The organism is Streptomyces sp. NPDC001709, assembly GCF_053596375.1.
Genome location: NZ_JBSFGB010000025.1, coordinates 86,658 through 111,193 on the forward strand (window position 1 = coordinate 86,658; position 24,536 = coordinate 111,193).

Below are 24,536 nucleotides of genomic sequence, written 5' to 3' on the forward strand. Positions count from 1 at the left end.
CGTACGCATGCGCGAGATGCGCTGGTGGGACATCGACCGGGTCCTGGAGCTGGAGAAGGACCTGTTCCCCGAGGACGCCTGGTCCCGGGGCATGTTCTGGTCCGAGCTGGCCCACGCCCGGGGCGCGGAGGCGACCCGGCGCTATCTCGTGGCCGAGACCGAGGGCCACATCGTCGGCTACGCCGGACTGGTCGCCGCCGGTGAGCAGGGCGACGTCCAGACCATCGCCGTGGCGCGCGAGCACCAGGGCACCGGCCTCGGCGCCCTGCTGCTGGCCGAGCTGCTGCGCGCGGCGACCGCGTTCGAGTGCCACGAGGTGATGCTCGAATGCCGGGTCGACAACGTCCGCGCACAGAAGCTCTACGAGCGCTTCGGCTTCGAGCCGATCGGCTTCCGGCGCGGCTACTACCAGCCGGGCAACGTGGACGCCCTGGTGATGCGCCTGAGCGACCCCTCCTCAGCAGTACGTCCATCAGTACAGGAAACCGAGAGCAATGACTGACTCACGCGACGAGCCGCTGGTACTCGGCATCGAGACCTCCTGCGACGAGACCGGCGTCGGCATCGTCCGCGGCACCACCCTGCTGGCGGACGCCGTCGCCTCCAGCGTCGACGAGCACGCCCGCTTCGGCGGTGTCGTCCCGGAAGTGGCGTCCCGCGCCCACCTGGAGGCGATGGTCCCGACCATCGACCGTGCGCTGAAGGAGGCGGGAATCTCGGCGAAGGACCTCGACGGCATCGCCGTGACCGCCGGTCCCGGTCTCGCGGGCGCCCTCCTCGTCGGCGTCTCGGCGGCCAAGGCCTACGCCTACGCCCTGGGCAAGCCCCTCTACGGCGTCAACCACCTCGCCTCGCACATCTGCGTCGACCAGCTGGAGCACGGCCCGCTGCCCGAGCCGACGATGGCCCTGCTGGTCTCCGGCGGCCACTCGTCCCTGCTGCTGTCGGAGGACATCACCTCCGACGTCCGCCCGATGGGCTCGACCATCGACGACGCGGCCGGCGAGGCCTTCGACAAGATCGCCCGCGTGCTGAACCTGGGCTTCCCGGGCGGCCCGGTCATCGACCGGTACGCACGCGAGGGCGACCCGGAGGCGATCGCCTTCCCGCGCGGCCTGACCGGCCCCCGCGACCCGGCGTACGACTTCTCCTTCTCCGGTCTGAAGACGGCCGTGGCCCGCTGGATCGAGGCCAGGCGCGCGGCCGGCGAGGAGGTCCCGGTACGCGACGTGGCCGCGTCCTTCCAGGAGGCCGTCGTCGACGTCCTCACCCGCAAGGCCGTCCGCGCCTGCAAGGACGAGGGCGTCGACCACCTGATGATCGGCGGCGGAGTCGCGGCCAACTCCCGGCTGCGCGCCCTCGCCCAGGAGCGCTGTGAGGCGGCCGGTATCCGGCTGCGCGTCCCGCGCCCCAAGCTGTGCACGGACAACGGCGCGATGGTGGCCGCGCTCGGCGCCGAGATGGTCGCCCGAAACCGGGCCGCCTCCAGCTGGGACCTGTCGGCCGACTCCTCCCTGCCGGTCACCGACCCGCACGTCCCGGGCAACCACGACCATGTGCACGAGGTCAGCAAGGAGAACCTGTACTCGTGACCGTCGCGCTGATGTGGGAGGCCCGGGCGGCCGAGGGCCGGGGCGCGGAGCTGCTCGCCTGGGTACGCGAACAACGCCTGGCTCAAGAGCCGTTGCGCCGCGAGACCCTCCGGGCGCCGCAGGACCGGGTGCTGGTCATCACGTGGTGGGACGCGCCGTACGACGCCGAGCTGCCCGAACTGCCCGAGCCGGACGGTGGGTTGGTGACCCGGGCCGTGCACCGCTGGCGGTTCGAGCCGGTGGCCGACGGCCGAAGTTGAGGTGTGCGGCCGATCTGGTCTATGATCATCACACAGCGAACGGCCGGGAACCCGGAACGGGGAACACCGGCTCGGACGCGGTGCGTTGGTGGTCCAAGGAAAGACGTCCCGCTTCCTGCGGGGAGATGCAGGTGCAAGGCCTGCCCGGCGCTCCACTGAAACCCCGCCCCGGATCTCCGGGGCGGGGTTTCGCGTTACCGGCGGCCGACCCGCTGCGGCTGGTCCGCCTCCGCTTCGGGGCCGGCGAACTCCGGGGCCGTCGCCGCCCGCCGCTCCTGGAGGTGCGCGTACCCCATCAGGGCGAACAGCACCGCGAGCAGCACCGCCGAGGAACCCGCCGTACCCAGGTCCAGACCGCCCTTGGCGACCGGCTTGGTGAGCAGGTCGCCGGCCGTGGCGCCCAGCGGGCGGGTCAGCACGAACGCGATCCAGAAGAGGAGCACGTTCGGCACCGCCGGGACTTTCATCAGGGCAACCAGGACCAGCAGGAGGCCGGTCACCAGGGCCGCGCCGCCCAGATAGCCCAGGCCCGAGCTGTCGGACAGGAAGTCGCCCATCGAGGTGCCGAGGGTGTTGGAGACCAGGATCGCCGACCAGAACAGGGCCTCGCCCCGGAAGGTGACGATCTCGGTGATCTGGAAGGTCATCCCGCTCAGCTTCCAGCCCAGGAAGATCACCAGCAGGATCGAGATCAGGATCGCGGCGCCCTCCGGGTAACCGAGGCCGAGGCCCTGCGGACCCCAGCCGAGGTGTGTGGCGCCGTTCGAGAGGTACTTCGCGCTGGCGTCCCGGTTCATGAAGTCGGACATGGTGGTGCCGGCCATGGAGGTCGACAGGATCACGGTCCAGTAGAAGAACGGGTTGTAGCGCTTCGAGCGCAGCTGGACCACCAGCGTCACCACGAACACCAGGAACAGCGCGATGGTGGTGAGGAAGTAGCCGAGCTTGAGGGTCTGGGCGAACAGGTCGCCCGCGGTCTCGCCCAGGGTCGTCGCCGCGATCTTCATGATCCAGAACGCGAGGGTGACCTCGGGCAGCTTCTTCATGACGGACTTCGTCGTCGTCAAAAGGTGCTCCTGTGAGGGGGTGTCAGGTGATCGACGACCCTGCCAGGGGCAACCTGAAGCCATCCTGAACGCCCGTGTCAGGGGTCTTGCGGAAGGGGGGTCTGTGTGCCTCCGCCATGGCTCCATACGTTCCACCCGGCCCCTGACGTTCAATCAGTGCCGCGGGACACCTCCACCTCGCACCGCAGCCGCCGCTCGGCCCCCACCACCCGCAGCGGCCCGGTCAGCCGGATCCGGGCCGTGTGCCGCACGTCCGTGCTCGACGCCGCCAGCCGCAGCTCCAGCGCGCCCGGCTCCACCACCCGTGCCCCCGTGCGGTCCGTGAAGGCGGCCAGGTCGGCGTGGAAGCGGAAGGTCAGCCGGCGGGAGGCGCCCGGGGGCAGCTCCACGCGCCGGTACCCGATCAGCCGTACGTCGGGCCGGGTCACGCTCGCCACCGGGTCGTGCAGATACAGCTGGACCACCTCGGCGCCCGCGCGGTCGCCGGTGTTGCGGACGGTCAGCGAGAGGTCGTACGAGCCGTCCGTGGGGATCCCGGCCTCGGGAGCGTGCACGTCCTCCCAGACGAAGGTCGTGTACGAGCGGCCGTGCCCGAACGGGTACAGCGGGGTCGGGTCCAGGCTGCTGACCTCGCCGGCCAGGCCCAGCGGGGGCTGGAGGTAGGTCCAGGGCTGGCCACCGGGCATCCGCGGCACGCTCACCGGGAGGCGGCCGGAGGGGTTCACCCGGCCGGACAGCACCCCGGCCACCGCGGGTCCCCCCTCCTCGCCGGGGAAGAAGGCCTGGACGACCGCGCCGAGCCGGCCATGCCACCGGCCCAGGGCGTAGGGCCGTCCGGTGAGCAGGACCAGCACCACCGGGACGCCGGTCGCCACCAGCGCGTCCAGCAACCCCGCCTGTACGCCGGGGAGGTGGAGATCGGCGGCATCGCAGCCCTCGCCGGAGGTGCCCCGCCCGAACAGGCCCGCCCGGTCGCCGAGCACCGCCACGCACACGTCCGCCTCCGCCGCCCGGGCCACCGCCTCGGCGAAGCCGGCGGTGTCCGGGTCCGCGACCGCGCAGCCCGCGGCGAACGTGACCTTGGCGTCGGGGAGTTCGGCGCGCAGGGAGTCCAGCAGGGTGGCAATCTCGATGCCGGGCGGGACGTCGGGGTGGTGGGTGAGGACGTGGGAGGGGAAGGAGTAGCAGCCGAGCATGGCGAGCGCGTCCGCCGCGCGCGGGCCGACGACCGCGATCCGGGCGTCGCAGGGCAGGGGGAGCAGGCCGTCGGGGTTGTCCAGCAGGACCACCGACTCCTGCGCCAGGCGCCGGGCCAGGGCGCGGTTCTCCGCCGAGTCCAGGTCGACCGGGCCCGCCGGCTCGGGGCGCCAGTCCTCGTCCAGCAGGCCCAGCTCGCACTTCTGCAGCAGGACCCGGCGGGCCGCGCGGTCCACCAGCGCCTCGGGGATACGGCCCTCGCGCACGGCGGTCACGAGCGGGGTGCCGTAGCACCGCAGGGTCGGCAGCTCGACGTCGATGCCCGCGGCCAGCGCCAGATGGGCCGCCGCCGCCTCGTCCGCCGCGACCCGGTGCAGGGTCTGGAGGAAGCCGATGCCGAAGTAGTCGGCGACCACCGTGCCGGTGAACCCCCACTCGTCGCGGAGGAGCCCGGTCAGCAGGCGCGGGTCGGCCGAGACCGGCACCCCGTCGGTCTCGGTGTAGGCGGCCATCACCGAGCGGGCCCCGCCCTCGCGCAGCGCCATCTCGAACGGCGGCAGCGTGATGTCGGCGAACTCCCGTACGCCCGCCCGGACAGGCGCCAGGTTCCGGGCGCCGGCCGAGGACGCGTACCCGGCGAAGTGCTTGAGCGTGGCGACGACACCGGCCGACTCCAGACCGCGGACGTAGGCCGTGCCGATGGTGCCGACCAGGTACGGGTCCTCGCCGATCGTCTCCTCGACCCGCCCCCAGCGCGGGTCGCGGACCACGTCCAGGACCGGCGCGAGGCCCTGGTGGACGCCGGAGGCGCGCAGGTCGTGGCCGATGCGCCGGCCCAGCTCCTCGACCAGCGCGGGGTCGAAGGAGGCGCCCCAGGCGAGCGGCACCGGGTACGCCGTCGCGCGCCAGGCGGTGAAGCCGGCCAGGCACTCCTCGTGGGCGACGGCGGGGATGCCGAAGCGGCCGGCCGCGGCGATCCGGCGCTGGGCACGGGCCAGGGCCTGCGCGGCGAGCGCCGGCTCCACGGGGGCGGTGCCGAAGGAGCGGGTCAGCTGGCCGAGACCGAGGGCGATCAGCTCGTCCCAGTCGTATGCGGCGGTCATCTCCCGCTGGAGGGGTGCGACCCCGTCGCCGTCCGTGGCGGCGCCCACCCACACGCCGTACAGCTGGGCGGCCTTCTCCTCCAGGGTCATCCGGGAGAGCAGGTCGGCCACGCGGGCGTCGGCGGGCAGGGCGGGGTCGCGCCAAGGAGCGGTGGCCATGGAACTCCCATCACTCTGACTATCGCTCACGAATGGTTCGAATGTTTCGCTGAATACACCGAATGTTCCGGGAACCTATGACCCGCCAAGGCCTTCGTCAAGGGGCGCCGCGGGGATACGATCCCGGGCATGAAGCCTTCGAAGTCGGCAGAGACACAGACGGCGACTATCGCCGAGATCGCCCGTGCGGCCGGGGTGTCGGCTCCGACTGTTTCGAAGGTGCTCAACGGCCGTGCCGATGTCGCCCCGGCGACCCGGACCCGGGTCGAGGAGCTGCTGCGCGCCCACGGCTACCGGCGCCGACGCGCCGAGGCGTCCCGCTCCCCGCTGATCGACCTGGTCTTCCACGAGCTGGAGAGCGCCTGGGCGCTGGAGGTCATCCGGGGCGTGGAGAACGTGGCCCGGGAGGCCGGGCTGAGCGTCGTGCTCTCCGAGTCGGCCGGCCGGCTCACGCCGGGCCGGACCTGGGCCGACCAGGTGGCCGCCCGCCGCCCGCACGGCGTGGTGCTGGTGCTGTCCGGGCTGGACGAGTCCCAGCGGGCGCTGCTGACCAGCCGCTCCATCCCGTTCGTGGTGATGGACCCGGCCGGCGACCCGGGCCCGGACGTGCCGTCCATCGGCGCCACCAACTGGCAGGGCGGGCTGGCCGCCACCCGTCATCTGGTGGAACTCGGCCACACCCGGATCGGCGCGATCAGCGGCCCGTCCCGGATGATGTGCAGCCGGGCCCGCGTCGACGGCTACCGCGCCGCGCTGGAGACGGCCGGCCTGCCCGTCGAGCCCTCGCTGATCGCGGCCGGCGACTTCCACCACGACTCCGGCTACCGCCTGGGCCTTGCGCTGCTGCGCCGCCCCGACCGGCCGACGGCCGTCTTCGCGGGCAACGACCTGCAGGCCCTCGGCCTGTACGAGGCCGCCCGCGAGCTGGGCCTGCGCATCCCGGAGGACCTCAGCGTGGTCGGCTTCGACGATCTGCCGGTGGCCCGCTGGGTCGGCCCGCCGCTGACGACCGTACGGCAGCCGCTGACCGAGATGGCCGAGGCGGCGGCCCGGCTGGTGCTGGAGCTGGGACGCGAGCGGCGGGAGCGGGCGGCCACCCGGGTGGAGCTGGCGACCAGCCTCGTCGTACGCAGCAGCACGGCTGCCCCGTGACGCGGGTGGCCGGAAGGTGACGTATTGACGGGTGGGGTGGGCACCCCCACGCTCCTCCGAAGTCAATCGGTTCCGCAACCGAAACTTTCGGATGCGCCCCGCAGAACCACGTCAGCACCGAGGTCGGCCGCTACAAGAGCAGGATCGCCGCCTGGGACGTGCGCTGACCTGGGCGCACGCGGCCGACCCGGCGCAGCAGAAGGCCGACTTCAAGTCCGTCGTGGCCGCCTGCGCGGCGGTCGCCCGCTGTGTGAACGTCACCGTGTGGGGCTTCACCGACGCCGACTCCTGGGTGCCCGGCACCTTCCCCGGCTACGGGGCGGCGACCCCGTACGACGAGAACCACCAGCCGAAACCCGCGTACTACGGCATCGCGGAGGCGCTGGGCGGCAGCGGTGGCGGCACCCCGCCGGCCAGCAGCTCACCCAGGCCTGGAACGCGACCTGCACCCAGTCGGGGACGGCGGTGTCGTGCGCCAACGCCTCCTACAACGGGACCGTGCCGGACGGGGGTTCGGTCACGTTCGGCTTCAACGCGTCCTGGAGCGGCGGCAATCCGGTACCCACGGTGACGCTGGGATGAGAATTTCCCAAGAAGTCCGCCGTTCACCGGTTCTGCTAACAGTCCCCTAATAATTCGGACTTACGTTCCTGCCGTGACGCGACAAGAGGAGCAACGCGACGCCGGCAGACAGGTGGGCCGACGGTCGAGAGCGCTGAAGGCCGTCGGCATCACCCTGACGGGCGTCCTGGTACTGGGCGCGGCGCTGGCCGGCTATGCGTACTGGCATCTGAACGACAACATCAAAGGCGTCGACATCAACAGCGCACTGGGCGACGACCGCCCGGCCAAGGCGGTGGTCAACCCCTCGGCCGCCGCCTCCCCGCTGCCCACCGGCTCCCTGAACGTCCTGGTCCTCGGCTCGGACTCGCGCAGCGGCAAGGCCAACAAGGAGCTCGGCGGCGGCGACAGCTCCGGCGCCCGCTCGGACACGGCGATGGTCGTGCACCTCGACGCGGGCCGCACCAGCGCCACCGTCGTCAGCATCCCGCGCGACACCCTCGTCACCCGCCCCTCCTGCCCGCTGGCCTCCGGCGGCTCGACGGCGGTGGCGTACGGCGCGATGTTCAACACCGCCTACGAGGTGGGCGGGCCGGTGTGCGCGGTGAAGACCGTCGAGTCGATCACGAACGTCCGCATGGACCACTACATCGAGATCGACTTCTCCGGCTTCGCGCACCTGGTCGACGCGCTCGGCGGGGTCGACGTCACCACCACGCGGGACATCGACGACGACATGAGCCATCTGCACCTCGAGGCCGGCCACCACCACCTCGGCGGCGAGCAGGCCCTGGCCCTCGCCCGCACCCGGCACGGCATAGGCGACGGCAGCGACCTCGGCCGCATAGGCCTGCAACAGATGCTGGTGAAGGACCTGCTGGAGCAGATGAGCAGCACCAGTCTGCTCACCGACCCGGCCAGGCTGTACCGGGTCGCCGACGCGGTCACCGCCGGCCTCACCACCGACACCGGCCTCGACTCCCTGGCCGAGCTGATCCGGCTCGGCCAGAGCCTCGAGGGCCTGACCGCCGGCCATGTGAAGACGGTGATGATGCCGGTCGTCACCGCCCCCTCCGACCCCAACCGGGTGATCGCGAAGGAGCCGGCGGCGAGGGACCTGTGGGCGTCCCTGCGCTGAAGAAATTCGAAGAAAAAGTTCCGGGGCGTGTCGATCCCGGGCTCTTCCGTTCGACGCATGGGTGAGTGGCGGGGAAGGACCCAGCCGCCGGACCGAAGGAGTCACCATGCCGCGTTACCTCTCCATCGTGAAGATCGACGAGACCACCGCCCCGCCGGAGGGCCCCAGCCCCGAGCTGATGGAGCGGATGGGTGCCCTGATCGAGGAGATCACCAAGGCCGGCGTCATGCTCGACACCGCCGGGCTGACCCCTCAGGGCCAGGGCAAGCGGGTGCACTGGGAGGGCGGGAAGCTCACCGTCACGGACGGGCCGTTCACCGAGTCGAAGGAGGTCATCGGCGGCTATGCCCTCATGCAGTGCAAGGACATGGACGAGGCCCTGGAGTGGACCAAGCGGTTCGTCCGGACCCACGAGGAGTACTGGACGGTGACCTGCGAGGTGCGGGAGATCGCCGAGGCCTGACCATTCCTTGGCGCAACGCCGACGGAGGTGTTGCATGGTGGGCTGTGGAACCACAGCCCACCGCAGCACAGCCGACCGCAGCACAGCCGACCGCAGCACAGCCCACCGCAGCACGGTCCACTGCGGCCCACGCCATCGAGACCGTCTTCCGCCTGGAGTCGCCCCGCGTCATCGCCGGCGTCGCCCGGATCGTCCGGGACGTCGGTATCGCCGAGGAACTGGCGCAGGACGCGCTGGTCGCCGCCCTGGAGCGGTGGCCCCGCGACGGCGTGCCCGACAACCCCGGCGCCTGGCTCATGGCCACCGCCCGGCACCGCGCCGTCGACCTGGTCCGGCGCCGCGAGACCTACGCCCGCAAGCTGCAGGAGATCGGCCGGGACCTCGCGCAGTCGGCCCCGGTCTCGTACGACGAGCCCGCCGATCCGGACGACATCGACGACGACCTGCTCCGGCTGGTGTTCACCGCCTGCCATCCGGTGCTGTCGCCCGAGGCCCGCACCGCGCTCACCCTGCGCCTGCTCGGCGGCCTGACCACGACCGAGATCGCCCGCGCCTACCTTGTCCCGGAGCCGACGATCGCCCAGCGCATCGTCCGCGCCAAACGCACCCTGGCGAAGAAGAACATCGCCTTCGAGATGCCCTACGGCCCCGACCGCGAGGCCCGCCTCGGCTCCGTCCTGGACGTCATCTACCTGATCTTCAACGAGGGGTACGCGGCGACCGCCGGCGACGACCTGCTGCGCCCCGGCCTGTGCGAGGACGCGCTGCGCCTGGCCCGCGTGCTGTCCGTGCTGGTGCCCAAGGAGCCGGAGGTGCACGGCCTGACCGCGCTCCTGGAGTTCCAGGCGTCCCGCACCGCCGCCCGCACCGCCCCGGACGGCGCGCCCGTCCTGCTCAAGGACCAGAACCGCCGCCGCTGGAACCGCATGCTCATCGCCCGCGGCATCCGCGCCCTCGACCGCGCCGGCGCCACGGCGACGGGCGCCCCGGGCCCGTACGCCCTCCAGGCGGCCATCGCCGCCTGCCACGCGCACGCCTACACGTACGAGGAGACCGACTGGCGCGCCATCGCCACCCTGTACGGCCTGCTGGCCGCCCGTGCCCCGTCCCCGGTGGTCGAGCTGAACCGCGCGGTCGCCGTGTCGATGGCCGACGGCCCGGCCGAGGGCCTGGAACTGGTGGACGCCCTGGCCGCCGAACCCGCCCTGCGCGACTACCACCTGCTGCCCAGCGTCCGCGCCGACCTGCTGGCCCGCCTCGGCCGCACGGCGGAGGCCCGCACGGAGCTGGAACGAGCGGCCACCCTGGCCCGCAACGAGCAGGAACGCCACCTGCTGCTGCGCCGGGCCGCCGAGGTGGCGCCGGACTCTGGTAGGTAGCTAGGCGGGCTGCCCGACCAGCATCGTCGGCGCCCCCGCCACCCGCGTCAGGAACACGGTCGCCGCGTGCGGCCCCTGCGGCTTGACCTTCTTACGCAGTTCCTCCGGTTCGACGGCCGAGCCGCGCTTCTTCACGGTGAGCGTGCCGACCTCCCGTTCGCGCAGCAGGGCCTTCAACTTCTTGACGTTGAAGGGGAGTTGGTCGGTGATCCGGTAGGCGGAGGCGTACGGGGTGGGGCGCAGGTCGTCGGCGGTGACGTAGGCGATGGTGGGGTCGATCAGGCCGCCGCCCAGCTGTTCGGCGACCTCGGCGACCAGATGGGCGCGGATGACGGCGCCGTCGGGCTCGTACAGGTAACGCCCCACGGGCCGCACCCGGGGATCGGGCAGGCCCCTGCCGAGGAGTGTGCGCGGGCCGGGCAGCAGGGTGGCGCGGACCGCGCCCGGCTCGGTCCCGAACCACACCACCGCCTCCTTCACGTCCCCGCCGTCCGAGATCCACTCGGCCTCGGCGTCGGCGGGCACGGCCTCGTGCGGAATGCCGGGCGCCACCTTCAGCGCCGCGCGGGGTGCCCTGCGGGCGGCCTCGACCGCCCAGGACAGGGGTGGGGAATAGGCCTCGGGGTCGAAGATCCGCCCGCCCGTCGCCCGACCACCACCCCTCACCGACGCGCTTCGCGCGGCCCCGTCTGACCGCCCGCCCCGCCGGCCGGGGTCGACGAACACGGCGTCGTACCCGCCGGTGTCCACCTCGGTGACGTCCGCCTCCCGGACCTCGATCAGCTCGCCCAGCCCCAGCGCCTCGGCGTTCACCCGGGCCGTGGCGGCCGTCACCGGGTCCCGGTCCACGGCGAGCACCCGGATCCCGGCCCGGGCGAACGCGATCGCGTCCCCGCCGATCCCGCAGCACAGGTCGGCCACGGAGGTCACGCCGAGCCCCTTGAGCCGCTGCGCGCGGTACGCCGCCACGCTCGTCCGCGTCGACTGCTCGACCCCGTTGGGCGTGAAGAACATCCGCCCCGCGTCCGCCGCCCCGAACTTCGCCGCCGCCCGCTGCCGCAGCCGCGCCTGGCCGAGCGCGGCCGACACCAGTTCGGCGGGATGGTCGCGGCGCAGCCGGGTGGCGACGGCGAGTTCGTCCGCCGGGGCGGTGTCGCGGACCTCGTCGAGGAGGGCGCGGCCTTCGGGGGTGAGGAGCAGGGCGAGGTCGTTCACCGGCTCATTGTGGGCCAGTCGGTGGATCGTGCGCCTCCGGTGGCGGTGTCGGTCCGGGCTCAGGGCTCTTGCCTGGGAGGATCCGGCACCATGCGAGCAGTCGTACAAAACGATAAAAAAGGGACCCGTGTTCTGCTCCGGGGGGCCGCCGTCGCACTGGCCTTCGCGGCCCTCCTGCCCGGCTGTTCCGGCTTCGGCACGACCCGTCACGCATCCGGCCCCGTGCAGGTCCTGGGCCCCCAGGCCCGCCAGGCCGCCGAACACGCCCGCCTGGTCGCCGCCGCCAAGCGCTGGGGGCTGAAACAGGCCCCGCTGACCCCGCCCCCGCCACCCAGGAGGAAGCCGGAGATCACCGCCCGGGCCGGCTTCGAGGTGGACCACCAGGAGGACTGGGACCTGCCGCCGGTCTTCACCACGATCCCCACCAAGAAGAAGATCGTCTTCCTCACGATCGACGACGGCTCGGAGAAGGACCCCAGGTTCCTGCGGATGATGGAGGACCTGAAGGTCCCGTACACCGCCTTCCTCAGCAACTACCTGGTCAAGGACGACTACGGCTACTTCCGCACGATGCGGTCCTACGGCCACACCCTCGACAACCACACCCTGCACCACCCCTACCTGCCGGGTCTGTCCTACGAGGAGCAGAAGGACGAGATCTGCGGCATGCAGGACATCATGAAGAAGCAGTTCGGCAAGCGCCCCACGGTGTTCCGCCCACCGTACGGCAACTACAACCAGGACACCCTGCGCGCCGCCAAGGCCTGCGGCATCAAGTACGCGCCGATCTGGAACGAGGAGGTCTACGTCGACCACTGGGAGTACCGCGAGGACGACCAGAGGATGCGCCGCGGCGACATCGTCCTCACGCACTTCCGCGGCCGCTCCGACTGGGACGGCACGATGGTCGACGACATGCGCCGCTTCCTGAACAAGGTCACGCGCGAGGGCTACGCCGTGGCCCGCCTGGAGGACTACCTGTGAGGCCGGGGGCGGGGGACCGGAGAGCGGCTTCCGGGCGGCGACGCCGCCTCGGCCGGTACTCCGGCGCACTCCTCGCCTCGGCCCTCCTCCTCACCGCCTGCGCCCAGTCCGTCGACCCCATCGAACGCCTCGGCAAGAAGGCCGCCGAGGGCGTACGCCCGCACGGCCCCACCCCCGACCAGAGCTACCGCCGCTGGGGCCTGACCGAGCCCCTCGCCAGCCCCCCGCTGCACCCCGCCCGCGTCCTCGCCCTCTCCCCGCAGACCGGCGGCCGCACCCTGCCCCGCGCCGTGGACCATGTCCCCACCCACGACCGGGTCGTCTTCCTCACCTACGACGACGGCGCCGACAAGGACCCCCGTTTCGTCGACATGGTCCGCGAACTCCGGCTGCCGGTCAGCATGTTCCTCACCGACAGCGTCGCGGGCCCCGGTTACGGCCACTTCGCCCGCCTGCACCGGCTGGGCGCCGGCATCCAGAACCACACCCTCGACCACCGCGCGCTCGCCGGGCTGCCCTACGCCGGGCAGCGCGCCGAGATCTGCGGCCAGCAGGCCAGGCTCAGATCCAGCCTCGGCGTGCGCCCCCGCCTCTTCCGCCCGCCGTACGGCTCGTACGACACCACCACCCTGCGCGCGGCGACCGACTGCGGCATCTCCACGGTCGTCCTCTGGCGCGCCGCGATGACCCCGACCGACCTCGTCTACGCCCACGGTGAACACCACCTCCGCCCCGGCGACATCATCCTGATCGGCCCGGACGAGACGACGGGCCCGAGCCTCAGGCAGCGCACGGCCTGGGTACTGCGGAGGGTGCAGCAGCGGGGGCTGACGGTGGGACGCCTTGAGGACTACCTGTAGGACCGTTCGCCGACGCTTCAGCGAGGGCCGGCACCAATCAGCCTGTCCGGCGCTTGAGGACGAGGCCGTCCAGGCCGAAGCGGGGGTCTGGGGGCGGCAGCCCCCAGGACGGCGGGGCGACACCGGCCCACTGAACGAGCCCGGCGCCGACAAGATCCGGCCGACGCGCCGCACGGCATTGGCACTCCGCTTGACCGAGTGCTAATCGCGGTCATAGTCTCGGCTCTGGCACTCCCCCCTGGAGAGTGCCAACAAACGCGACGGGCAGGTCCGGCACCCGCGACGACGGATCCACCTGGTCGCCACCTCAGACAGTTAACCCCGTGAGATCTCCGAAGGGGGAGGTCGGATCGTGACGACCACCAGCTCCAAGGTTGCCATCAAGCCGCTCGAGGACCGGATCGTGGTCCAGCCGCTCGACGCCGAGCAGACCACCGCCTCTGGCCTGGTCATCCCGGACACCGCGAAGGAGAAGCCCCAGGAGGGCGCCGTCCTCGCCGTGGGCCCGGGCCGCTTCGAGAACGGCGAGCGCCTTCCGCTCGACGTCAAGGTCGGCGACGTCGTCCTGTACAGCAAGTACGGCGGCACCGAGGTGAAGTACAACGGCGAGGAGTACCTCGTCCTCTCGGCTCGCGACGTCCTCGCGATCATCGAGAAGTAACCACCTCGAGCATTCCTTTGCTCCTGAGCTGCGCCCCTGGCCCCCGCGACCGATAACGAAGCCGGGCGTCCGGGGCGCAGTTGTCTTTCCACCCATAGATTTCCGAGAGGGCTCCCGCTGTCATGGCGAAGATCCTGAAGTTCGACGAGGACGCCCGTCGCGCCCTCGAGCGCGGCGTCAACAAGCTGGCCGACACGGTGAAGGTGACGATCGGCCCCCGTGGCCGCAACGTCGTCATCGACAAGAAGTTCGGCGCCCCCACCATCACCAACGACGGTGTCACGATCGCCCGCGAGGTCGAGATCGAGGACCCGTACGAGAACCTCGGCGCCCAGCTGGTGAAGGAGGTGGCGACCAAGACCAACGACATCGCGGGTGACGGCACCACCACCGCCACCGTGCTCGCCCAGGCGCTGGTGCGCGAGGGCCTGAAGAACGTCGCCGCCGGTGCCTCCCCGGCCGCCCTGAAGAAGGGCATCGACGCCGCGGTCAAGGCCGTCTCCGACGAGCTGCTCGCCTCGGCCCGCCCGATCGACGAGAAGTCCGACATCGCCGCCGTCGCCGCGCTGTCCGCCCAGGACCAGCAGGTCGGCGAGCTCATCGCCGAGGCGATGGACAAGGTCGGCAAGGACGGTGTCATCACCGTCGAGGAGTCCAACACCTTCGGTCTGGAGCTGGACTTCACCGAGGGCATGGCCTTCGACAAGGGCTACCTGTCGCCGTACTTCGTGACGGACCAGGAGCGCATGGAGGCCGTCCTGGAGGACCCGTACATCCTCATCAACCAGGGCAAGGTCTCCTCCATCCAGGACCTGCTGCCGCTGCTGGAGAAGGTCATCCAGGCCGGCTCCTCCAAGCCGCTGCTGATCATCGCCGAGGACGTCGAGGGCGAGGCCCTGTCGACCCTGGTCGTCAACAAGATCCGCGGCACCTTCAACGCCGTCGCGGTGAAGGCCCCCGGCTTCGGCGACCGCCGCAAGGCGATGCTGCAGGACATGGCGATCCTCACGGGTGCCACCGTCATCTCCGAGGAGGTCGGCCTCAAGCTCGACCAGGTCGGCCTGGACGTGCTCGGCTCCGCCCGCCGCGTCACCGTCACCAAGGACGACACCACGATCGTCGAAGGTGCCGGCAAGCAGGAGGACCTGACGGGCCGCGTCGCGCAGATCAAGGCCGAGATCGAGAACACCGACTCCGACTGGGACCGCGAGAAGCTCCAGGAGCGCCTCGCCAAGCTGGCCGGCGGCGTGTGCGTGATCAAGGTCGGCGCCGCCACCGAGGTGGAGCTGAAGGAGAAGAAGCACCGTCTGGAGGACGCCATCTCCGCGACCCGCGCCGCGGTCGAGGAGGGCATCGTCTCCGGTGGTGGCTCCGCCCTGGTGCACGCCTCCAAGGTCCTCGAGGGCAACCTCGGCAAGACCGGCGACGAGGCCACCGGTGTCGCGGTCGTCCGCAACGCGGTCGTCGAGCCGCTGCGCTGGATCGGCGAGAACGCCGGCCAGGAGGGCTACGTCATCGTCTCCAAGGTCAAGGACCTGGAGAAGGGTCAGGGCTACAACGCCGCCACCGGCGAGTACGGCGACCTGGTCAAGGCCGGCGTCATCGACCCGGTCAAGGTCACCCGTTCCGCCCTGGAGAACGCCGCCTCCATCGCCTCCTTGCTGCTCACGACCGAGACCCTGGTCGTCGAGAAGAAGGAAGAGGAAGAGCCGGCCGCCGCGGGCCACGGCCACGGCCACGCCCACTGAGCCTGACACGCTCGTACGAAGGCCCGGTTCCCCGCAGGGGGAGCCGGGCCTTCGCCCTGTCCGGACCGCTACCGCCCCAGACCGCTACTGCTCCAACTCGTCCAGCGCGCCGAGCTGTTGCATCAGCCCCAGCTGGTCGTGCTGCCACCAGGTCTCGGCGATCTTGCCCTCGCCCGTGAACCGGAACAGCGTCAGCCCGGTCATGGTCACTTTCCTGCCGGTGGGTGCGATCCCGAGGAAGTCGCCCTTGTGCGTCGCGTTCCAGGACCACCGCGCGCAGGCCCGGTCGTCCTGGGCCAGCACGTCCTCGACGGTGAAGCCGAAGTCGAAGGCGCCACGCCACATCCGGTACTCGGTGAGGGCGTTGTCCAGCCCGATGGTGTCCTGCGGATTCACCGGGTCATGGCTGTGGATGTCCTCGTCGAGAAGGTCGTTGAGCGGAGGCAGCTCGCCCGGCGTCTCGAGCACGGTGAAGAACCTGCGCACGGTGTCCTCGGCGAGGCGCTCGTCCCGCACGACGTCCAGATCGGTGAACGTCGGCGTCTCGTCGCACAGGGCGACCATCTCCTGGAAGATCTTGTCGGTCTCCGGGAGGTTCGAGTTCCGCATCGCCTCCTCGTACGACGGGAACTCCACCACTTCGACGATGTGCGACGCGTCCGAGCGGTCCTTGCCGACCAGCGCGTGCGTCGCCGTCCGCTTCCCCTTGGTCTGCGCGACCCAGTCGTCCATGAGCCGGTTCATCTCATCCAGCCGGCTCGTCCTGCACTCGATGAGCTGTACAAAGGTCATGACGCCGCCTCCCGGCCCCCCTGACCCGGTGTGTGTCACGCTCATTTTCGCACCGGGACGGCAGCGCCACCCGTCCGCTACTGCGGCCCGTACTTCCGCCCCGTACGGGACGTGACACCGCCCAGCAGCCCGCGCGGGGTGACCTTCACCAGGCCCATCAGCGCCTTGTAGCGGGGGTCGGGGATCGACAGCGACTTGCCGCGCGCCAGATCGGCCAGGGCCGCCGCGACCAGCTTGTCGGCGTCCAGCCACATCCAGCCCGGGATGTTGTCCGTGCCCATCCCGGCCCGCTGGTGGAACTCGGTGCGCACGAAGCCGGGGCACAGCGCCATCAGCCGCACCCCGCTGCCGGCCAGGTCCTTGGCCGCGCCCTGCGTGAACTGCACGACCCACGCCTTGGAGGCGCCGTAGGTGCCGCGCGGTACGAAGGCGGCCACGGAGGCGACGTTGACGATCCCGCCCCGGCCACGCTCGCGCATCGCCTCGGCGGCCGCCGAGGTCAGCCGGAGCACCGCCTCGCAGTGCACCTTGAGCATCTTGAGCTCGTCGGCCATGGGCACGTCCAGATAGCGGCCCTTGTTGCCGAAGCCGGCGTTGTTGATCAGCAGGTCGACCGGGTTCTTGCGGCTGCCCAGGCGGTCGGCCACCGCCTCGATGCCCTTGTCCTCGGACAGGTCGGCGGCCAGCACCTCCACCTCGATGCCGTGCCGGTCGTGCAGTTCGGTCGCCTGCTCGCGCAGCCGCTTCGCGTCCCGCGCCACCAGGACGAGGTCATGCCCGTCAGCCGCCAGTCGCCGCGTGAACGCGGCGCCGATCCCCGCGGTCGATCCCGTAATCAGAGCCGTTGTCATGGCCCAAGGGTATTGACTGCTCCCCTCCCTCGGGAGGAAGGCGTTCCCGGCCGGGGACGCCCCGTCAGCCCTGGTGCTCCGCCACGTACTTGCGGGCCTTCGCCAGGGTCTCCGTGTGCAGTGCCTCGCCCGCCGCGAGCACGCGCGGCAGCAGCTCACGCTCGGTGGTGACCGCGCGGAACTGCATCGCCGCCGTCACTTCGTGGTCCGGCCGGTGCACGATCTCGATCGGGTCGCCCGCCCGTATCTCACCCGGTTCGATCACCCGGAGGTAGGCGCCCGTCGCGCCCTTCAGGGTGAACCTCTTGACCCAGCCGCGCTCGCCCAGATGGCCCTGGAACGTACGGCACGGGATCCGGCCCGAGGTCACCTCCAGAACGACCCCGCCGCCGATCCGCCAGCGCTCACCGATCAGCGCCCCGGAGACATCCAGCCCGTCGGTGGTCAGGTTCTCTCCGAAGCAACCGTTGGCCAACGATCGGCCGAGTTCGCGCTCCCAGTCGTCGAGATCCTCGCGCGCGTAGGCGTACACCGCCTGGTCGTCCCCGCCGTGGTGCCGCAGCTCGCACACCGCGTCCCCGGCGAGCCCGCTCGCGCCGACCCCCTTGGGACCCGGCGCCGCCACCCTCACCGGCCCGTCGGCCGGCTGCTTGTCGATGCCCGTCACACCCTCCGCCTGGTCCGTGTACGGCACCGGCGTGGGGCGGCCCAGATTGACCGAGAGAAGCTTCATATCCGCACGGTACGGGACCCCACCTCAAAGCGTCGAGCGAATATCACGCACCATCTCCAAGCTGCCCTTATGCTTGACGGGTGATCGAGGCCCGTCATCTCCGCGTCCTGCGCGCCGTCGCCACCACCGGTTCCTTCTCGGCGGCGGGGCGCGAACTGGGCTGCACCCAGCCCGCCGTCAGCCAGCAGATGAAGGCCCTGGAGTCCTCGGTCGGCACCCCGCTGCTGGTCCGCACCGGCCGCGAGATGCGGCTGACCCAGGCCGGGGAAGCCCTGGTCAGGCACGCCTCCGGCATTCTCGCCGGGCTCACCGCGGCCGAGGAGGAGGTCGCCGCCATCGCCGGCCTGCGCGCCGGCCGGGTCCGGCTGGTCTCCTTCCCCAGCGGCAGCTCCACCCTGGTCCCCAACGCCCTGGCCGCCCTGCGCGCCGCCCACCCCGGCACCCGCGTCTCCCTGGAGGAGGCCGAGCCCCCGAAGTCCGTCGAGCTGCTGCGCGAGGGCGACTGCGATCTGGCCCTTGCCTTCCGCTACGAGGGGGCGGCGGTCGCCGAGGACTGGGACGACCTGGTCGTACGGCCCCTGCTGATGGACCGTCTGGTGGCGCTGGTGCCCGAGCGGCACCGGCTCTCCCGCGCGGCGAGCGTCGCCATCGGCGAGCTGGCCCAGGAGCCCTGGATCGCGGGCTGTCCGCGCTGCCGCGGCCAGCTGGTCGAGGTGTGCGAGGGCGCCGGTTTCACCCCGCGCATCGACTTCGCCACGGACGACTACCCCGCGGTGGTCGGCCTGGTCGGCGCGAGCCTGGGCGTCGCCGTACTGCCGCAGCTGGCGGTGGAGTCGGTACGGCCCAGGGGCGTGCGCACGGTGCGGCTGGAACCGGCGGTACGGCGCGAGATCGTCGCCCTCACCCTGCCCGACCTGGCACAGGTGCCGGCGGTGGCGGCGACGCTGGAACAGCTGTCCAGGGTGGCCGGGCGTCCGTCGTAGGGATCCGTCACAGGGATTCGGTCGCAGGGGTGCGGGCGTAGGGATGCGGGCGTAGAGAACTCAGGGCGGCGGTGTCATGGGCACGCGCGTCGCGAGGCGGCGTGCCCATGGTGGGCGGAAAGACGCGCCCGGCGGATCCTTAGGTGCAGAAACGTTCCTTCAATGGTTGGGGGCGGTATCCGCGCCGGTGGCCGAGGCTGTCACCAGGCGGTTGCGTGCACGCCCCATCAACTCCTCACGCTCATCCTCGGTCAGGCCGCCCCATACGCCGTACGGCTCGCGTACCGCCAGCGCGTGCGCCGCGCACTCCGCACGGACAGGGCACCTCATGCAGACCTCCTTGGCCGAGTTCTCGCGAGCGCTCCGAGCCGCCCCGCGCTCGCCCTCCGGGTGGAAGAAGAGCGAGCTGTCCACGCCGCGGCAGGCGGCCAGCAGCTGCCAGTCCCACAGGTCCGCGTTCGGTCCGGGAAGCCGGGAGAAATCTGCCATTACGTGACCCCTTGTAGCCGTTCTGAGCGGATACGGTGCCAACGACCGTACATCTCCGGTCTAAGGAGATGAAAATATGACTCATTGCGAATCTAGCCTCGGACACCGCGAAACGGGAAGAAAAGCGGCCAAATGGGGCATAGTTGTGATGAAAAGTTGAGGGTCCGTTGGTCATGTCTGCACCGTGTCGACCCCCTCACGTAGAGTGCCGAAGACGGCAGGCAGCCCCGTAACTCTTTCGAGTGACCGTCGTTGAGAGTGCGGAGGCGGTTGAAAACACAAGCGCTCGGGCAGGCGTCCGAGACGGTCGACCGCACAGGTGACGATTCCGTACCAGCCTGGAGGCTCAAGGTGACGCGCATCAGCTGCGGAGGGCGGTCATGACATCCGTCCTCGTCTGCGACGACTCCCCGCTTGCCCGAGAGGCGCTCCGCCGCGCGGTCGCGACCGTGCCCGGTGTCGAGCGCGTGACGACGGCGGCCAACGGCGAGGAAGTCCTCCGCCGCTGGGGCGCCGACCGCTCCGACCTCATCCTGATGGACGTGCGCATGCCCGGCCTGGGCGGCGTGGAGACCGTGCGCCGCCTGCTCTCCGCCGACCCCGGCGCGCGCATCATCATGCTCACCGTCGCCGAGGACCTCGACGGCGTGGCCCTCGCGGTCGCCGCCGGCGCCCGGGGCTATCTGCACAAGGACGCCTCGCGCGCCGAACTGCGGGCCACCGTGACCCAGGCCCTCGCCGACCCGACCTGGCGCCTCGCCCCGCGCCGGCTCCGCTCGGCCGAGATGGGCGCCGCGCCCACGCTCACCGCGCGCGAGATCCAGGTCCTGGAGGGCATGAGCCACGGCCGCTCCAACGCCGAGATCGGCCGCGAGCTGTTCCTCTCCGAGGACACCGTCAAGACGCACGCGCGGCGCCTGTTCAAGAAGCTCGGCGCCTCGGACCGGGCCCACGCCGTGGCGCTCGGCTTCCGCTGGGGACTGGTCCGGTAGGCAGTGCCCAGCCCCGCGGGGAAGGCGGGACCGGCCGCCACCGGGCACCACTCCCGGAGCCGGACGCGTATCCGCCTCCCCTGGCAGCAGCGGGGCACCTCGCAGCCGCCGGCATCACCCGTGCAGCCCCCTCGGCACGCCGCTCGGGGTGCCGTCCGGGGTGCGAATCGCCGTGACGGGTGTTCCGGTTGCCCAGGGGTGCGGTCGTGAGGTGCCTTCGAAGGGTGGACCCGGTCACATCCGAGGAGCCACCCGGGAACGGAGATCCACTCCGGGAACATCCGTGGTCGGCGCTGCTCGGCGGGCATAGGCGCGTACACGGGACGGCTGTTCGCGCCCTCGGCGTACGCCGGCGACGGACACTTCGGCGGGCCATGCGCAAGGCGGCCCGCCAGACGCGTGCTGCTCGTTTCGCCGCGGATGCCGCATCCTTGAGGTGTGGAGTCTCTCGGGGACGAGTCGGTCGAGCGGAAGGGGAGGGCGCAGGGAATGAGTGCCGGCGCGCCTGCTCATAACGCTTCGGTGCACAACCACGAGCACAATGCGACGGACCGGACGGCCGCAGGGCACCATGGACCGATGCGCGACGACGAGGCGGGCACGGCCCACGGGGCGATCGGTGCGCTCGTGCATCGCGCCGTCGACGGGGACGAGCAGGCCACGCATGATCTGCTCGCCCATGTCCACCCCTTGGCGCTGCGCTACTGCCGTACCCGGCTGTCCCGGCTCCCCGGGGACGCGCGCCACTTCGTCGAGGACCTCGCCCAGGAGGTCTGTGTCGCGGTCCTGCTCGCGCTGCCCCGCTACCGCGACACCGGCCGCCCCTTCGAGGCGTTCGTCTTCGCCATCGCCTCCCACAAGGTCGCCGACCTGCAGCGCGCCGCCATGCGCCACCCGGGTTCGACCGCGGTGCCCTCCGACGAGATGCCGGAACGGCCCGACGACTCCCTCGGCCCCGAGGAGCGCGCCCTGCTCAGCAGCGACGCCGAGTGGGCCAAGAAACTGCTGGCCAACCTCCCCGAGAACCAGCGGGAACTGCTCCTGCTGCGCATCGCCGTGGGCTTGACCGCGGAGGAGACGGGTCAGATGTTGGGAATGTCACCGGGAGCGGTCCGGGTGGCTCAGCATCGTGCGCTGAGCCGCCTCAGGGCGCTCGCCGAGCAGTAAAACCCAGGGTGAAGCCCCTGCAGTTCCTTCAGTTGAACAGGCACGCCTCCGTTTCCGTACGAACATACGAAGCCTGAAGCGACCCCGTACCGTGGAATTTGCTAGCGATGCTTCCCGTTAGCATGGACATCCGCACCGATCAAGGCCATTTGGGGAAGGTGTCATGACTGTCAACGTCGACGGAGTGCCCGGTAAATTCGCGACACTCGGGCTGACCTACGACGACGTGCTTCTGCTGCCGGGCCCGTCGGACATGGCGCCCGACGAGATCGACACCGCCTCGTACGTCTCCAAGAATGTGCGGGTCAACATCCCGCTGCTGTCCGCCGCCATGGACAAGGTGACCGAGTCCCGCATGGCGATCGCGATGGCTCGTCAGGGCGGCGTCGGCGTCCTGCACCGCAACCTCTCCATCGAGGACCAGGCCAACCAGGTCGACCTGGTGAAGCGCTCCGAGTCCGGCATGGTCACCGACCCCATCACCATCCACCCGGACGCCACGCTCGCCGAGGCCGACGCGCTGTGCGCCCGGTTCCGCATCAGCGGCGTCCCGGTGACCGACGGCGACAAGAGGCTCCTCGGCATCGTCACCAACCGTGACATGGCCTTCGAGAGCGACCGCAGCCGCCGCGTGCACGAGGTCATGACCCCGATGCCGCTGGTCACCGGCAAGGTCGGCATCTCCGGCCCGGAGGCCATGGAGCTGCTGCGCAAGCACAAGATCGAGAAGCTGCCGCTGGTCGACGATGACGGCGTCCTCAAGGGCCTGATCACCGTCAAGGACTTCGTCAAGGCCGAGCAGTACCCGAACGCGGCGAAGGACTCGGAGGGCCGGCTGCTGGTCGGCGCCGCGGTCGGCGTGGCCGGTGACTCCTTCGAGCGCGCCCAGGCGCTGATCGAGGCCGGCGTCGACTTCATCGTCGTCGACACCGCGCACGGCCACTCCCGCCTGGTCGGCGACATGATCGCCAAGATCAAGTCGAACTCCTCCGGCGTCGACGTCATCGGCGGCAACGTCGCCACGCGCGACGGCGCCCAGGCCCTGGTCGACGCGGGCGCCGACGGCATCAAGGTCGGCGTCGGGCCCGGCTCCATCTGTACGACGCGTGTGGTCGCCGGCGTCGGCGTCCCGCAGGTCACCGCGATCTACGAGGCCGCGCTCGCCGCCAAGGCCGCCGGTGTCCCGGTCATCGGCGACGGCGGTCTGCAGTACTCCGGCGACATCGCCAAGGCCCTGGTAGCGGGCGCCGACACGGTGATGCTCGGCTCGCTGCTCGCGGGCTGCGAGGAGTCCCCGGGCGAGCTGCTGTTCATCAACGGCAAGCAGTTCAAGTCGTACCGCGGCATGGGTTCGCTCGGCGCCATGCAGTCCCGGGGCGACCGCAGGTCCTTCTCCAAGGACCGCTACTTCCAGGAGGGCGTCGCCTCCGACGAGCAGCTGATCCCCGAGGGCATCGAGGGCCAGGTGCCCTACCGCGGCCCGCTGTCCTCCGTCGTCCACCAGCTGGTCGGCGGCCTGCGCCAGTCGATGTTCTACGTCGGCGGCAGGACGGTCCCGGACCTTCAGGCGAACGGCCGCTTCGTGCGGATCACCTCGGCGGGCCTGAAGGAGAGCCACCCGCACGACATCCAGATGACGGTCGAGGCGCCGAACTACAGCAGCAAGAGGTGACGCACACGCGCGCGTGAGGTCGGGAAAGGGCGGCTCCGGAGCATCCGGGGCCGCCCTTGTCGTACCTGTCGGCGATACTGGAAGGCGCTGCAACGCATAGGGAAAGGCCACAGACGTGACTGAGATCGAGATCGGGCGCGGCAAGCGCGGCCGCCGGGCGTACGCCTTCGACGACATCGCCGTCGTCCCCAGCCGCCGTACGCGGGACCCGAAGGAGGTCTCGATCGCCTGGCAGATCGACGCCTACCGCTTCGAGCTGCCCTTCCTGGCCGCCCCCATGGACTCGGTCGTCTCCCCGGCCACGGCGATCCGCATCGGCGAGCTGGGCGGCCTCGGCGTCCTCAACCTCGAGGGCCTGTGGACGCGGTACGAGGACCCGCAGCCGCTGCTGGACGAGATCGCCGAGCTGCCCGCCGAGCAGGCGACCCGCTGCCTCCAGGAGATCTACGCGGCGCCCATCAAGGAGGAGCTGATCGGCGCGCGCATCAAGGAGGTGCGCGACTCCGGCGTGGTCACGGCGGCCGCGCTCTCCCCGCAGCGCACCGCCCAGTTCTCCAAGGCGGTCGTCGACGCGGGCGTGGACATCTTCGTCATCCGCGGTACGACGGTCTCGGCGGAGCACGTCTCCCACTCGAGCGAGCCGCTGAACCTGAAGCAGTTCATCTACGAGCTGGACGTCCCGGTGATCGTCGGCGGCTGCGCCACCTACACCGCCGCGCTCCACCTGATGCGCACCGGCGCGGCCGGCGTCCTGGTCGGTTTCGGCGGCGGCGCCGCCCACACCACGCGCAACGTGCTCGGCATCCAGGTCCCGATGGCCACCGCGGTCGCCGACGTCGCCGCGGCCCGCCGTGACTACATGGACGAGTCCGGCGGCCGGTACGTGCACGTGATCGCGGACGGCGGCGTCGGCTGGTCCGGCGACCTGCCCAAGGCGATCGCCTGCGGCGCCGACGCGGTGATGATGGGCTCCCCGCTGGCCCGTGGCGCGGACGCGCCCGGCAAGGGCCACCACTGGGGCATGGAGGCGGTCAACGAGGAGCTGCCCCGCGGCAAGAAGGTCGACCTCGGCACGGTCGGCACGATCGAGGAGATCCTCACCGGCCCGTCCCACACCCCCGACGGTTCGATGAACTTCTTCGGCGCCCTGCGCCGCGCGATGGCCACCACCGGCTACAGCGAGCTGAAGGAGTTCCAGCGGGTCGAGGTGACGGTCGCGGACAGCCAGCACAAGCGCTGACGCCCGCGGCGCGAGCCCACGATGTGAAGGGCCCGGCCACCGACGAGGTGGCCGGGCCCTTCGGCTTGCCGGACGGCG

23 protein-coding genes, 1 tRNA gene and 1 pseudogene are annotated in these 24,536 nt (G+C 71.3%); 18 read left to right on the forward strand and 7 right to left on the reverse strand.

The features are described 5' to 3' along the window. Positions 1 to 7: 7 nt before the first annotated feature. The 4 genes from rimI to ACWC0C_RS31435 all read left to right on the forward strand — a co-directional run bounded on the left by rimI (position 8) and on the right by ACWC0C_RS31435 (position 2,007). A complete protein-coding gene (rimI, locus tag ACWC0C_RS31420) occupies positions 8 to 502 on the forward strand; it encodes a ribosomal protein S18-alanine N-acetyltransferase (protein WP_449198921.1) in 495 nt (164 codons plus the stop codon). Then, entirely contained in the window at positions 495 to 1,592 is a 1,098-nt protein-coding gene (gene tsaD / locus ACWC0C_RS31425) for a tRNA (adenosine(37)-N6)-threonylcarbamoyltransferase complex transferase subunit TsaD (RefSeq protein WP_450867424.1), read from the forward strand. Before rimI ends, tsaD begins: the two co-directional genes overlap by 8 nt. Beyond that, complete coding sequence (locus tag ACWC0C_RS31430; RefSeq protein ID WP_449198814.1) at positions 1,589 to 1,852, forward strand: hypothetical protein; 264 nt, start codon at positions 1,589 to 1,591, stop codon at positions 1,850 to 1,852. The genes tsaD and ACWC0C_RS31430 overlap by 4 nt, the downstream gene beginning before the upstream one ends. 82 nt (positions 1,853 to 1,934) lie before the next feature. Further along, a tRNA-Arg gene (locus ACWC0C_RS31435) sits at positions 1,935 to 2,007 on the forward strand. A gap of 39 nt (positions 2,008 to 2,046) precedes the next feature. On the opposite strand, the gene ACWC0C_RS31440 is transcribed toward ACWC0C_RS31435, so the two are convergent. Next, the gene (locus ACWC0C_RS31440) at positions 2,047 to 2,919 is read right to left on the reverse strand and encodes a COG4705 family protein (RefSeq protein ID WP_450867426.1); all 873 of its coding nucleotides are present in this window, start codon (positions 2,917 to 2,919) and stop codon (positions 2,047 to 2,049) included. Between the two features lie 149 nt (positions 2,920 to 3,068). After that, positions 3,069 to 5,378 carry a beta-xylosidase/alpha-l-arabinosidase gene (locus ACWC0C_RS31445; protein ID WP_450867428.1) on the reverse strand — a complete coding sequence of 770 codons (2,310 nt, stop codon included), beginning with the start codon at positions 5,376 to 5,378 and terminating at the stop codon, positions 3,069 to 3,071. Positions 5,379 to 5,507: 129 nt separating this feature from the next. Here ACWC0C_RS31445 and ACWC0C_RS31450 point away from each other — a divergent pair, with 129 nt between their 5' ends. The 5 genes and pseudogenes from ACWC0C_RS31450 to ACWC0C_RS31470 all read left to right on the forward strand — a co-directional run bounded on the left by ACWC0C_RS31450 (position 5,508) and on the right by ACWC0C_RS31470 (position 10,071). Next, on the forward strand, positions 5,508 to 6,530 hold the full coding sequence (locus ACWC0C_RS31450; protein WP_450867429.1) for a LacI family DNA-binding transcriptional regulator: 1,023 nt from the start codon (positions 5,508 to 5,510) through the stop codon (positions 6,528 to 6,530). A gap of 190 nt (positions 6,531 to 6,720) precedes the next feature. Beyond that, positions 6,721 to 7,112: pseudogene (locus ACWC0C_RS31455) on the forward strand (endo-1,4-beta-xylanase); the annotation flags it as partial. Between the two features lie 73 nt (positions 7,113 to 7,185). Then, a complete protein-coding gene (locus ACWC0C_RS31460; RefSeq protein ID WP_450867431.1) occupies positions 7,186 to 8,229 on the forward strand; it encodes an LCP family protein in 1,044 nt (347 codons plus the stop codon). A gap of 106 nt (positions 8,230 to 8,335) precedes the next feature. Then, a complete protein-coding gene (locus ACWC0C_RS31465; protein WP_449198819.1) occupies positions 8,336 to 8,692 on the forward strand; it encodes a YciI family protein in 357 nt (118 codons plus the stop codon). A gap of 134 nt (positions 8,693 to 8,826) precedes the next feature. Further along, entirely contained in the window at positions 8,827 to 10,071 is a 1,245-nt protein-coding gene (locus ACWC0C_RS31470) for an RNA polymerase sigma factor (protein WP_450867487.1), read from the forward strand. Here the strand turns inward: ACWC0C_RS31470 and ACWC0C_RS31475 are convergent, their stop codons facing one another. Then, complete coding sequence (locus ACWC0C_RS31475; RefSeq protein ID WP_450867432.1) at positions 10,072 to 11,286, reverse strand: class I SAM-dependent methyltransferase; 1,215 nt, start codon at positions 11,284 to 11,286, stop codon at positions 10,072 to 10,074. It lies immediately after the preceding gene. A gap of 90 nt (positions 11,287 to 11,376) precedes the next feature. On the opposite strand from ACWC0C_RS31475, the gene ACWC0C_RS31480 reads away from it, so the two are divergent. The 4 genes from ACWC0C_RS31480 (at position 11,377) to groL (ending at position 15,539) form a co-directional block, all read left to right on the forward strand. Next, complete coding sequence (locus tag ACWC0C_RS31480; protein ID WP_450867434.1) at positions 11,377 to 12,270, forward strand: polysaccharide deacetylase family protein; 894 nt, start codon at positions 11,377 to 11,379, stop codon at positions 12,268 to 12,270. After that, complete coding sequence (locus tag ACWC0C_RS31485) at positions 12,267 to 13,130, forward strand: polysaccharide deacetylase family protein (RefSeq protein ID WP_450867436.1); 864 nt, start codon at positions 12,267 to 12,269, stop codon at positions 13,128 to 13,130. The genes ACWC0C_RS31480 and ACWC0C_RS31485 overlap by 4 nt, the downstream gene beginning before the upstream one ends. Positions 13,131 to 13,482: 352 nt before the next feature. After that, positions 13,483 to 13,791, forward strand: coding sequence for a co-chaperone GroES (gene groES, locus ACWC0C_RS31490; RefSeq protein ID WP_020132158.1), 309 nt, complete (start codon positions 13,483 to 13,485; stop codon positions 13,789 to 13,791). A 122-nt stretch (positions 13,792 to 13,913) separates the two neighbouring features. Then, complete coding sequence (gene groL, locus ACWC0C_RS31495; RefSeq protein ID WP_450867438.1) at positions 13,914 to 15,539, forward strand: chaperonin GroEL; 1,626 nt, start codon at positions 13,914 to 13,916, stop codon at positions 15,537 to 15,539. Positions 15,540 to 15,623: 84 nt separating this feature from the next. On the opposite strand, the gene ACWC0C_RS31500 is transcribed toward groL, so the two are convergent. The 3 genes from ACWC0C_RS31500 to ACWC0C_RS31510 all read right to left on the reverse strand — a co-directional run bounded on the left by ACWC0C_RS31500 (position 15,624) and on the right by ACWC0C_RS31510 (position 17,915). Next, the gene (locus ACWC0C_RS31500; RefSeq protein WP_449198825.1) at positions 15,624 to 16,331 is read right to left on the reverse strand and encodes an ester cyclase; all 708 of its coding nucleotides are present in this window, start codon (positions 16,329 to 16,331) and stop codon (positions 15,624 to 15,626) included. Positions 16,332 to 16,408: 77 nt separating this feature from the next. Continuing rightward, on the reverse strand, positions 16,409 to 17,182 hold the full coding sequence (locus ACWC0C_RS31505) for an SDR family NAD(P)-dependent oxidoreductase (RefSeq protein WP_449198826.1): 774 nt from the start codon (positions 17,180 to 17,182) through the stop codon (positions 16,409 to 16,411). Positions 17,183 to 17,246: 64 nt separating this feature from the next. Continuing rightward, complete coding sequence (locus tag ACWC0C_RS31510) at positions 17,247 to 17,915, reverse strand: MOSC domain-containing protein (protein ID WP_449198827.1); 669 nt, start codon at positions 17,913 to 17,915, stop codon at positions 17,247 to 17,249. A gap of 80 nt (positions 17,916 to 17,995) precedes the next feature. Here ACWC0C_RS31510 and ACWC0C_RS31515 point away from each other — a divergent pair, with 80 nt between their 5' ends. After that, positions 17,996 to 18,898 carry a LysR family transcriptional regulator gene (locus ACWC0C_RS31515; RefSeq protein ID WP_450867440.1) on the forward strand — a complete coding sequence of 301 codons (903 nt, stop codon included), beginning with the start codon at positions 17,996 to 17,998 and terminating at the stop codon, positions 18,896 to 18,898. A 159-nt stretch (positions 18,899 to 19,057) separates the two neighbouring features. Here ACWC0C_RS31515 and ACWC0C_RS31520 read toward each other — a convergent pair whose 3' ends face one another. Further along, positions 19,058 to 19,387, reverse strand: coding sequence for a WhiB family transcriptional regulator (locus ACWC0C_RS31520; protein ID WP_153539204.1), 330 nt, complete (start codon positions 19,385 to 19,387; stop codon positions 19,058 to 19,060). A gap of 380 nt (positions 19,388 to 19,767) precedes the next feature. Between ACWC0C_RS31520 and ACWC0C_RS31525 the strand changes: the two genes are divergently transcribed. From ACWC0C_RS31525 to ACWC0C_RS31540, 4 genes are all read left to right on the forward strand, one after another. Next, entirely contained in the window at positions 19,768 to 20,379 is a 612-nt protein-coding gene (locus tag ACWC0C_RS31525) for a response regulator transcription factor (RefSeq protein ID WP_003948568.1), read from the forward strand. Between the two features lie 579 nt (positions 20,380 to 20,958). Further along, positions 20,959 to 21,546, forward strand: a complete 588-nt coding sequence (locus tag ACWC0C_RS31530; RefSeq protein WP_030641278.1) for a sigma-70 family RNA polymerase sigma factor — start codon at positions 20,959 to 20,961, stop codon at positions 21,544 to 21,546. A 163-nt stretch (positions 21,547 to 21,709) separates the two neighbouring features. Beyond that, the gene (guaB, locus tag ACWC0C_RS31535; RefSeq protein WP_450867442.1) at positions 21,710 to 23,218 is read left to right on the forward strand and encodes an IMP dehydrogenase; all 1,509 of its coding nucleotides are present in this window, start codon (positions 21,710 to 21,712) and stop codon (positions 23,216 to 23,218) included. A 115-nt stretch (positions 23,219 to 23,333) separates the two neighbouring features. Then, a complete protein-coding gene (locus tag ACWC0C_RS31540; protein ID WP_450867444.1) occupies positions 23,334 to 24,458 on the forward strand; it encodes a GuaB3 family IMP dehydrogenase-related protein in 1,125 nt (374 codons plus the stop codon). Positions 24,459 to 24,536 lie beyond the last annotated feature (78 nt).

What these genes read in the sequence shown, in the direction of transcription:
- rimI (WP_449198921.1), top strand. Translation starts at nt 8, where the DNA reads ATGCGCGAGATGCGCTGGTGGGACATCGACCGGGTCCTGGAGCTGGAG.
- tsaD (WP_450867424.1), top strand. Translation starts at nt 495, where the DNA reads ATGACTGACTCACGCGACGAGCCGCTGGTACTCGGCATCGAGACCTCC.
- ACWC0C_RS31445 (WP_450867428.1), bottom strand. Translation starts at nt 5,378, where the DNA reads ATGGCCACCGCTCCTTGGCGCGACCCCGCCCTGCCCGCCGACGCCCGC.
- ACWC0C_RS31450 (WP_450867429.1), top strand. Translation starts at nt 5,508, where the DNA reads ATGAAGCCTTCGAAGTCGGCAGAGACACAGACGGCGACTATCGCCGAG.
- ACWC0C_RS31465 (WP_449198819.1), top strand. Translation starts at nt 8,336, where the DNA reads ATGCCGCGTTACCTCTCCATCGTGAAGATCGACGAGACCACCGCCCCG.
- ACWC0C_RS31480 (WP_450867434.1), top strand. Translation starts at nt 11,377, where the DNA reads ATGCGAGCAGTCGTACAAAACGATAAAAAAGGGACCCGTGTTCTGCTC.
- groL (WP_450867438.1), top strand. Translation starts at nt 13,914, where the DNA reads ATGGCGAAGATCCTGAAGTTCGACGAGGACGCCCGTCGCGCCCTCGAG.
- ACWC0C_RS31500 (WP_449198825.1), bottom strand. Translation starts at nt 16,331, where the DNA reads ATGACCTTTGTACAGCTCATCGAGTGCAGGACGAGCCGGCTGGATGAG.
- ACWC0C_RS31505 (WP_449198826.1), bottom strand. Translation starts at nt 17,182, where the DNA reads ATGACAACGGCTCTGATTACGGGATCGACCGCGGGGATCGGCGCCGCG.
- ACWC0C_RS31510 (WP_449198827.1), bottom strand. Translation starts at nt 17,915, where the DNA reads ATGAAGCTTCTCTCGGTCAATCTGGGCCGCCCCACGCCGGTGCCGTAC.
- ACWC0C_RS31520 (WP_153539204.1), bottom strand. Translation starts at nt 19,387, where the DNA reads ATGGCAGATTTCTCCCGGCTTCCCGGACCGAACGCGGACCTGTGGGAC.
- ACWC0C_RS31525 (WP_003948568.1), top strand. Translation starts at nt 19,768, where the DNA reads ATGACATCCGTCCTCGTCTGCGACGACTCCCCGCTTGCCCGAGAGGCG.
- ACWC0C_RS31530 (WP_030641278.1), top strand. Translation starts at nt 20,959, where the DNA reads ATGCGCGACGACGAGGCGGGCACGGCCCACGGGGCGATCGGTGCGCTC.
- guaB (WP_450867442.1), top strand. Translation starts at nt 21,710, where the DNA reads ATGACTGTCAACGTCGACGGAGTGCCCGGTAAATTCGCGACACTCGGG.